Genomic DNA, 8,309 nt, shown 5'->3' with positions numbered 1-8,309 from the left:
CCATATAAATGATCTTTCTTCTAAGAATTATAGCGAGCTCTATAATATTAATTCACCCGACTTTGTCATGCTTTTTATCCCTATAGAATCCTGCTTCAGCATCGCGGTTCAGAAAGATGGAGAGTTGTTTAATTTTGCATGGGATAAACGGGTTGTAATAGTAAGTCCTTCTACTCTCCTGGCTACACTGCGAACCATTGCAAGCATCTGGAAACAGGAGCGCCAGAATAGAAATGTCATGGAAATTGCGCGTTTAAGCGGAGAAATGTATGATAAGTTCGTAGGATTTATTGGAGATATGGACGGTATCGGAAAAAATATAAAACAGAGCCAGGATGCTTACGAACGTGCGCTGAATAAGCTCTCAAGTGGCAGAGGCAATTTGACTACAACGGCCGAAAAGATAAAAAAACTTGGGGCTAAGGCAGGAAAGCAGCTGGACCATCGATTACTTATCGATGAAGATGAATAAAAATGGCAGATTTTAGATTTACTCCATGGAATTCTTTAAAGAATTCCAGCCCTGGGCTTTAATAGGATGAACTTTTTCCGACTTTGAAATAAGGTTACATCCCGCAGAAGCTTCAGTAATATGGCCGATGATAGAGATATCCGGGTTATTTCTAACCTTTTCAAAATCTGACTGCTTAATGGTAAAAAGTAGTTCATAATCCTCACCCCCATTTAAGGCACAAACAGTGGGATCAATACCAAAATCCCGGGCTGTATCATAGGTCATTGGGTCAATTGGAATTTTTTCCTCATAAAGATTACAGCCCTTGTTTGATTGTTTACAAATATGAAGTATTTCGGATGCAAGACCATCTGAGATATCAATCATAGAAGTTGGCTTAACTTTCATCGACTTCAGCACTTCCACAATATCCTTTCGCGCTTCGGGCTTTAATTGCCTTTCAACAATATAATCTTTTCCTTCCAGATCTGGCTGTATATTAGGGTTTTCAAGAAAAATATTCTTCTCCCGCTCCAGTAATTGCAAACCAATATAAGCTCCACCCAAGTCGCCAGACACGCATAAAAGATCTCCTTCACTTGCCCCGTTGCGATAACAAATGTCCTTCTCATCAGCGTATCCAATACTGGTTACACTTATAATTAAGCCTTGTTTTGACGATGTAGTATCCCCTCCTACCAGGTCTACTTCATATTTTTCACAAGCTACACTTATTCCCTGATATAGTTCCTCAACCGCCTCCAGAGGGAATTGGCTTGATATTCCGATCGACACCGTAACTTGTGTTGCTATACCATTCATAGCATATATATCACTCAAATTGACTTGTATAGCCTTATATCCCAAATGTTTTAAGGGTGTGTAGGCCAGATCAAAATGGATGCCTTCTAACAAAAGGTCAGTTGAAATAAGTGTCTTTTTTCCTTCGAAACTGAGCACAGCTGCATCATCTCCGATGCCTTTTAAAGATGATTTATTCTTTACTTCGAAGTTTTTAGTGAGATGATCTATCAGACCGAATTCGCCCAATTGCTCAATTTCGGTACGTCCTTTATTTTCAAACATGATTTTCTTTAAACTACAAAGGTGCTAATTTACTTTGGAGAATGGATTCTTTTCTAAGTCGAACACCCGTTTAGAGTTTAGGCAATTTGTAAAGTGTCTTCAGCTTTTTATATTCTGACTGAGGAACCTGAACCAGAAGAGGATTTTTAGATTTGTCAAGAAAACCTATCAACTTTAGAATATTAGCTTCAGTCATCGCAGTGCACCCGGCAGTTGGTGCTGTACTTTTACTCCAGATGTGCATAAAAATACATGATCCATTACCTGGGATGGCCGGATCAATATTGTAGTCGACAAATATCCCAAACTTGTAAACATCGCTTTTCATGCGCATGGTTTCAGCAGACGTCCAATCCTTTTTTACAGTATCCAACTTAACTATTTGGTTGTAATAAGCCGATTTGACGTCATCTACACAAAATGTCGTCTGATCCACTACCAGCGCGCTCATTTTCGAAGATATAGCCTGGTAACCGAAGAGCCCGGTGAGTTTAAAAATCCCGGCAGGAGCCTTACCATCACCCTCTTTCTTTGTCTTCCCTCTATTCAGAGTTTGATCGTGAAGGCCATTTCCCCAGGCAAGACCGCTTCTTCCGGTTACAATTGGTATATTCACAAGAACCGGTGACCATTTGTTGGCTTTCCATTCATAGGTATTCATCTTACCATCTATACTGTTCCACCCGTTGGTAGTAACAATAACAAGCTGATCAGTTTTTAATTTATGGTGAATATCCTGGGTTTGCCAAAAAAAGAAATTTAATAGTATGAGAAAAATCGCAATCATCACGCAGTAAGTACAGCCTTTTTAAGCCAATTTCTTCCTTCTGTGAACCGAGTAACCATCATAGCGGAGACCGTATCGCCACAAGCATTTAAAAGCGTTGCCATGGGATCCACAAGCGTGCCTATGATCATCACAACAGGAAGCATTTCTATCGGGAAATTGTATACCGTCATCACGAGGATTTCACCGATATAACCGCCGTTAGGTATCCCACCTTCAACTGTACTGACGATAATGGTGATGCCTAGCGCCATAACAATGGTATAGGGATCTATAAAATCTCTTCCCATGATGGCAAAAACAGCTGCTATTTTTATAATTGATGAGATGCTTGATCCATCTTTATGGAGGGGAGCACCTAATGGGATGGCGAGATTAGCAATATGATCCGGAACTTTCATGGCTTTTACTGCAGCCAGGTTTGCTGGTATAGTTGCAACACTACTACAGGTGCTCAGAGCAGTGAATGATGGGATAATATTATTTTTCCAGTAAATGTTAACACCGGGGATGCCTCCTGCTATAAATGCATAGAAACTAAAGAATACGATGAAATAGAATAGGCTTAATCCATAGTAAATTGCCATCGAATGGGCATAAGTTCCGAATAACTGAGGACCGAACACCCCAATTTGGTAGGCAAAATATGCACCTAAACCTATTGGAGCAAGTTTCATGATTAATATGAGTAACTGCTTCATTACCTCATCTCCACCAGTTAAAAACTTTTTAAAGGGCTCCCCAGTTTCACCTGAACGCGAAGTAGCAAAACCAACCAGAAATGAAAAAATTATAAAGGCAAGCATGCTTTTACGCGACAGGAGTTCGTAAAATTCATTTACCGTTAATAAACTGGCCGCCTGTTCTCCAAAGCTTTGAGGTTTTAGCTCTTCAGCAATTTCGGCAACAGTTTCAATGTTTTGCGGTAGTGGGAACATCGATACTGCAAGAACGGTCAAAATTGCTGATATCAAAACAGTTCCAACGAAAACAGAAAACATTACAAGCATAACCTTACCCATTTTCTTCGTTTTGTCTATATTGGCTATTGAAGAGGCTATGGCGAAGAAAATGAGGGGAATAACCGCGGTGAAAAGAAGATTTAAAAAAATGTCCCCAATTGGTTTTAGAACTTCAACTTGCTTTCCTAACAATAATCCCAGAATGGTACCTGAAATAATTCCAATAAGCAGTAATATTATACTCCTGTAATTCTTAAAAAAATCCGTCCTACTAAAATTCATTAAAGGCCGAGTTTAGAAGAAATTTCCAGCATACGTTCGATTGGTTTTCTAGCTTTAATTATCACATCCATAGGTATAGTTACTTCCGGCAATCCATTTTTTAAACATAGATAAAGTTTCTCTAGAGTATTTCTTTTCATATGCGGGCAGTCATTACAAGCGCAGGCGTTATTAGGCGGTGCGGGAATAAACACCTTACCAGGATTAGCCTTTTCCATCTGGTGAATAATTCCACTTTCTGTCGCAACTATAAATACGTTCGCAGGATCATTTATAGTGTATTTTAATAATCCAGTTGTGGAGCCTATATAATCTGCCATTTGAAGCACAACTTCTTCACACTCCGGATGAGCTATGAATTTAGCTTCCGGATGCCTTGCTTTTAATTTCAAAATACGCTGCTGAGAGAAAATTTCGTGTACCATGCATGCCCCATTCCACAATACCATTTCCCTCCCCGTCTTTTTAGCTACCCAAGCTCCTAAATTTCTATCGGGTCCAAAAATTATCTTCTGGTCCTTTGGAAGACTTTCCACTATTTGTACTGCATTGGATGATGTACAAACTATATCACTTAAAGCTTTTAATTCCGCCGTACAATTTACATAAGTTATTACCAGATGGTCGGGGTACTTCTCTTTAAACTTAGCGAAAAGCTTCGGAGGACAACTATCTGATAAAGAACAACCTGCTTTTAAATCAGGGAGAAGAACTTTTTTATCCGGGGATAATATTTTTGCTGTTTCCGCCATAAAATGCACACCAGCAAAAACAATTATGTCAGCATCAGTTTTAGCCGCTTCCTGTGATAAACCCAGACTATCTCCAATATAATCTGCTATATCCTGTATATCAGGTTCCTGGTAATAATGAGCAAGTATAACAGCATTTTTTTCTTTTTTTAATCGGTCTATTTCGTGAAAAAGATCCAGCGCCGGATCAATTGGTTCATCAATAAAACCTTTAATATTTAGTTCTTCGAAGGTATTCATTTATCAACTATTCAATAATTACTATTTAATATTTTAAATAAAGTCTATTGTTTATTAGCGTGTTGGTTATGTTAGAAAATCATCTCACAATATTTTGAAATAATTATTTTTAATTAATTATCAACAATATCTCCACATATATTTGCAGCTAAGTATTTGATTATTAGATAATTTATTTAACCTAATATATTTTCAATATTTTATATGTGTAGTTTTTATGCTTAGTTAAAAGTGGAATACTTTTGGGATTTGTCTTAAAACTATTTCAAAAATAAGCTAAAATCATTTCAAACGCTTTACTTATTAGTCTGTTTATAAATTATTCAACTACTATTACCACTAAATTAACATCTTTGACTTAGTTGTTAACAGTATATATTACTAAACGTATATTTTAATATTTATTGATGAAGAGTGTTGATTTCCTTGTTGTAGGATCGGGTATTGCTGGACTTAGTTTTGCACTTAAAGCGGCCAAATATGGTAAGGTTCTGATAGTTACCAAAGCGAACGAAGATGAGTCAAATACAAAGTATGCCCAGGGTGGTGTTGCTGTAGTTGTGGATAAAGAGGAAGATTCCTTCGATAAACATATAGAAGATACATTAATCGCTGGTGATGGTTTATGTGATAAGCGAATTGTAGAAATAGTAGTTACGGAAGGTCCTGCACGAATTGAAGAAATTATAAAGTACGGGACTAGCTTTGACAAGACACATAATGGAATATTTGATCTTGCTAAAGAGGGTGGTCATTCGGAAAGTCGGGTTTTACATTATAAAGATATTACAGGGTTTGAAATAGAAAGAGCCCTGCTTGAAAAAATACATAAGGATCCTAATATTGAGATATTAACACATTATTTCGCTGTTGAATTAATTACTCAGCATCACACAGGTGAGTTTGTTGATAAGCGTTCAGAGGATATCCAATGTTATGGAATCTATGCCTTGAATACGGCAAGCGGTAGAGTGGAAAAGTTTTTATCAAAGGTTACACTGATGGCTTCTGGTGGAGCGGGACATATTTACTCAACAACTACTAATCCGATAATAGCGACCGGGGATGGTATTGCGATGGTTTATAGAGCTAAAGGGAAGGTAAGAAACATGGAATTTATTCAGTTCCATCCTACTGCTTTATATAATCCGGGAGAGTATCCTTCTTTTTTGATTTCAGAAGCTGTAAGAGGTTTTGGCGGTGTATTGAAGACCAGGAATGGGGATGAGTTCATGCAAAACTATGACGAGAGGGGATCTCTGGCGCCTCGTGATATTGTGGCTCGGGCGATTGACGCGGAAATGAAGAAGTCGGGTGATGATTTCGTTTATCTTGATATACGACACCGCGATAAAGCAGATATATTGTCTCATTTCCCCAATATTTATGCTAAATGTCTAAGTATAGGGCTGGATATGACCAAGGATCTTATTCCTGTTACACCGGCGGCTCATTATATGTGTGGCGGTATCCTTGTGGATGAGTTTGGTCTGTCCTCTATACACCGTTTGTATGCCTGTGGTGAATGTTCCTCAACGGGATTGCATGGTGCTAATAGGTTAGCGTCTAATTCTCTTTTGGAAGCCCCTGTGTTCGCTCATAGAATATATGAAGACGCCATAAAGAAATTCGAAGCTTACCAAGTTCCCGATAATGTCCCTGAATGGGATGAAACTGATACCCGGCTATCAAATGAAGATATTTTGGTTACTCACAATCTTCGTGAAACGCAAAAGGTTATGAGTGATTATGTAGGTATTGTTCGTTCTGATTTCAGACTCGAAAGGGCTTTGAGAAGATTAGGTTTGCTTCATGAAGAGACAGAAAGTTTTTATAAGAAAACTACCTTGTCTGTTAAATTGTGTGAGCTGCGGAATGTAATTCAAAACGCCTACCTGGTGATTAAATCGGCCATGTTGCGGAAGGAAAGCAGAGGGTTGCACTATACGACTGATTATGTGGCTCACGCCCAGGAACCCCATGATACTATTTTATAAATTGTAATTATGCCTGTAATACTTCCTGTTAAAGATGTTTATCCAACCCTGGGTTCAAAATGCTTTATCGCTAAGAATGCAACTATTGTTGGTGATGTAGTTCTGGGTGACAATTGTTCAGTGTGGTTCAATGCCGTAATTCGCGGTGATGTAAATTATATTCGCATTGGTGATAACACGAATATTCAGGATGGTGCGATAATACATTGCACGTACCTCAAAGCAGGTACTGATATTGGTAATAATGTTTCAATTGGACACAACGCACTGGTTCATGGTTGTAAAGTGCATGACCATGTATTGATCGGGATGGGTGCGATTGTAATGGATAATGCAGTAGTTGAGGAGTTTTGTATTATTGCCGCAGCCGCTGTTGTTCTGGAAAACACCATATGTGAATCGGGATTTTTGTACGCGGGTATACCGGCAAAGAAAATTAAACCTTTAAGTCAGGAACAACTAGAAATGTTAAAGATGCTTCCACAGAATTACATTATGTATTCTGAATGGTTTATTCCTGATTCGGTTTAGGGATTGTTAGCGTTTCTTCTAAATCCCAGTTGGGCCTTAAGGATATAGTTTGATCGAAGGTCCAGGTCTTTTCTGGATGTTGTAAAGTATAAACGTCTCCTGTATCCCAAATACCATTATTATTATTATCGTATATTACTCTTATCCGGTACTTTCCTGTGGGATAAGTTAAATAGTTCAAAGTAGTGTTTTTGCTTATTTGATCTTGCCTCAATATTTTTTCATCTTCGCTCATCCATTGAACAATATAATTTTTTGCTGTATCTGGAACAGTAATATTAATGGACATGTTTCCGTAATTGTCTTCCGTGTTGAGCCCAAATTTTTTAATAAAAAGTTTGGATTTGTTACCGTATGTATCTGTGAAAGCATTTTCATCTGCCCGTAATATATATTCTTTATCTAGTTTCCATGGATATTTAAGTTCGTAAGTGCGATTCGACACAGTTTGTTTGGTAAGTTGAAATTTCACCGCTAGGGAATCCTCCATAAGCGTAATTTTAGATTCGTACGCTGAGCTGATTGGTGACGATAGTCTAAGGAGAATATCGGTTTTTGGTTTCAATTTATTACCTACTGTATTGTCAGATACAATTACAGCGCGGTTGTATTCATCCCTTTTAGCACGCCGTAGAATTACGGTATCGAGCGGAATGCCGTCATCACTTATAGATACTTTCAAAGAATCGAATGTTATTTCCGGGAGCCAGATCCAAGCACTATCCCTGGTATTACTTATCTCAGCTGTTTTTAATTCGTTTAGGGCGATTGGGTCAATTATATCGATTGAAGGCTTTAAAAGTGACTTATTAAATGTTAGTAGTATCCTGCCATCATTTTCAATCTTTCTTTCAGAAACGGAGAAATTTTTTGGTACAGCCTTAAATATCTCCAGACGTATATTTTCTATGTTTTTGTTTAAAAGCAGGGTATCTTTTAGAAAGCCTATTTGTTCATTTTGGCCGTTGTAAATCCTATCCCCACCTCCCGGTTCGCTTAGTGCATAAATTCGATATCGATCTTCTCTCAAGTTTTTCAGATTGAAATTCCCGGAAGTATCTGTACTCGTAAAGAACGAGGCTCTTTTTTTCCCAAAGAGGGAATCCCTGCTTACCGGAAGTATGAATACCGTTACGTCTTTTAGTTTTTCCTTTGTCAGAGAACTAATGACTGTACCGCTTAATGAAAGTGAATCGATTTGATTACCCGTTGCGAACA

Annotated in this window: 8 protein-coding genes; 3 read left to right on the top strand and 5 right to left on the bottom strand. The window is 38.1% G+C overall.

Annotated elements, in window-relative coordinates; genetic code table 11:
* Positions 1-472 (top strand): DNA recombination protein RmuC (locus WBJ10_RS08475; protein ID WP_424289260.1); only part of this gene is annotated, 472 nt, incomplete at its 5' end.
* An 18-nt stretch (positions 473-490) separates the two neighbouring features.
* On the opposite strand, the gene thiL is transcribed toward WBJ10_RS08475, so the two are convergent.
* From thiL to nadA, 4 genes are all read right to left on the bottom strand, one after another.
* Positions 491-1,540, bottom strand: a complete 1,050-nt coding sequence (gene thiL / locus WBJ10_RS08470) for a thiamine-phosphate kinase (protein ID WP_424289258.1) — start codon at positions 1,538-1,540, stop codon at positions 491-493.
* A 70-nt stretch (positions 1,541-1,610) separates the two neighbouring features.
* Positions 1,611-2,327: a L,D-transpeptidase family protein gene (locus WBJ10_RS08465; protein ID WP_424289256.1), complete on the bottom strand. Its 717-nt coding sequence runs from the start codon at positions 2,325-2,327 to the stop codon at positions 1,611-1,613.
* On the bottom strand, positions 2,327-3,571 hold the full coding sequence (locus WBJ10_RS08460) for a dicarboxylate/amino acid:cation symporter (RefSeq protein WP_424289254.1): 1,245 nt from the start codon (positions 3,569-3,571) through the stop codon (positions 2,327-2,329). The genes WBJ10_RS08465 and WBJ10_RS08460 overlap by 1 nt, the downstream gene beginning before the upstream one ends.
* Positions 3,571-4,563 (bottom strand): quinolinate synthase NadA, encoded by a 993-nt coding sequence (gene nadA / locus WBJ10_RS08455; protein ID WP_424289252.1) that lies wholly within the window; start codon positions 4,561-4,563, stop codon positions 3,571-3,573. Before nadA ends, WBJ10_RS08460 begins: the two co-directional genes overlap by 1 nt.
* Before the next feature lie 407 nt (positions 4,564-4,970).
* Here nadA and nadB point away from each other — a divergent pair, with 407 nt between their 5' ends.
* Positions 4,971-6,560 (top strand): L-aspartate oxidase, encoded by a 1,590-nt coding sequence (gene nadB, locus WBJ10_RS08450; RefSeq protein WP_424289250.1) that lies wholly within the window; start codon positions 4,971-4,973, stop codon positions 6,558-6,560.
* 9 nt (positions 6,561-6,569) lie between these two features.
* Positions 6,570-7,091, top strand: coding sequence for a gamma carbonic anhydrase family protein (locus WBJ10_RS08445; RefSeq protein ID WP_424289248.1), 522 nt, complete (start codon positions 6,570-6,572; stop codon positions 7,089-7,091).
* On the opposite strand, the gene WBJ10_RS08440 is transcribed toward WBJ10_RS08445, so the two are convergent.
* Positions 7,072-8,309: hypothetical protein (locus tag WBJ10_RS08440; RefSeq protein ID WP_424289246.1), on the bottom strand; the 1,238-nt coding region annotated here is incomplete at its 5' end. The two genes, WBJ10_RS08445 and WBJ10_RS08440, sit on opposite strands and share 20 nt — an antisense overlap.

Origin of the sequence: Daejeonella sp., from assembly GCF_049655485.1 — a bacterium.
Taxonomy (GTDB): Bacteria; Bacteroidota; Bacteroidia; order Sphingobacteriales; family Sphingobacteriaceae; genus Daejeonella.
This window is presented reverse-complemented; position numbering and strand designations above follow the sequence as displayed.

Bases quoted from the DNA above. Each gene is read 5' to 3' on its own strand.
- WBJ10_RS08460 (WP_424289254.1), bottom strand. From the start codon at position 3,571: ATGAATTTTAGTAGGACGGATTTTTTTAAGAATTACAGGAGTATAATA.
- WBJ10_RS08445 (WP_424289248.1), top strand. From the start codon at position 6,570: ATGCCTGTAATACTTCCTGTTAAAGATGTTTATCCAACCCTGGGTTCA.
- thiL (WP_424289258.1), bottom strand. From the start codon at position 1,540: ATGTTTGAAAATAAAGGACGTACCGAAATTGAGCAATTGGGCGAATTC.
- WBJ10_RS08465 (WP_424289256.1), bottom strand. From the start codon at position 2,327: ATGATTGCGATTTTTCTCATACTATTAAATTTCTTTTTTTGGCAAACC.
- nadB (WP_424289250.1), top strand. From the start codon at position 4,971: ATGAAGAGTGTTGATTTCCTTGTTGTAGGATCGGGTATTGCTGGACTT.
- nadA (WP_424289252.1), bottom strand. From the start codon at position 4,563: ATGAATACCTTCGAAGAACTAAATATTAAAGGTTTTATTGATGAACCA.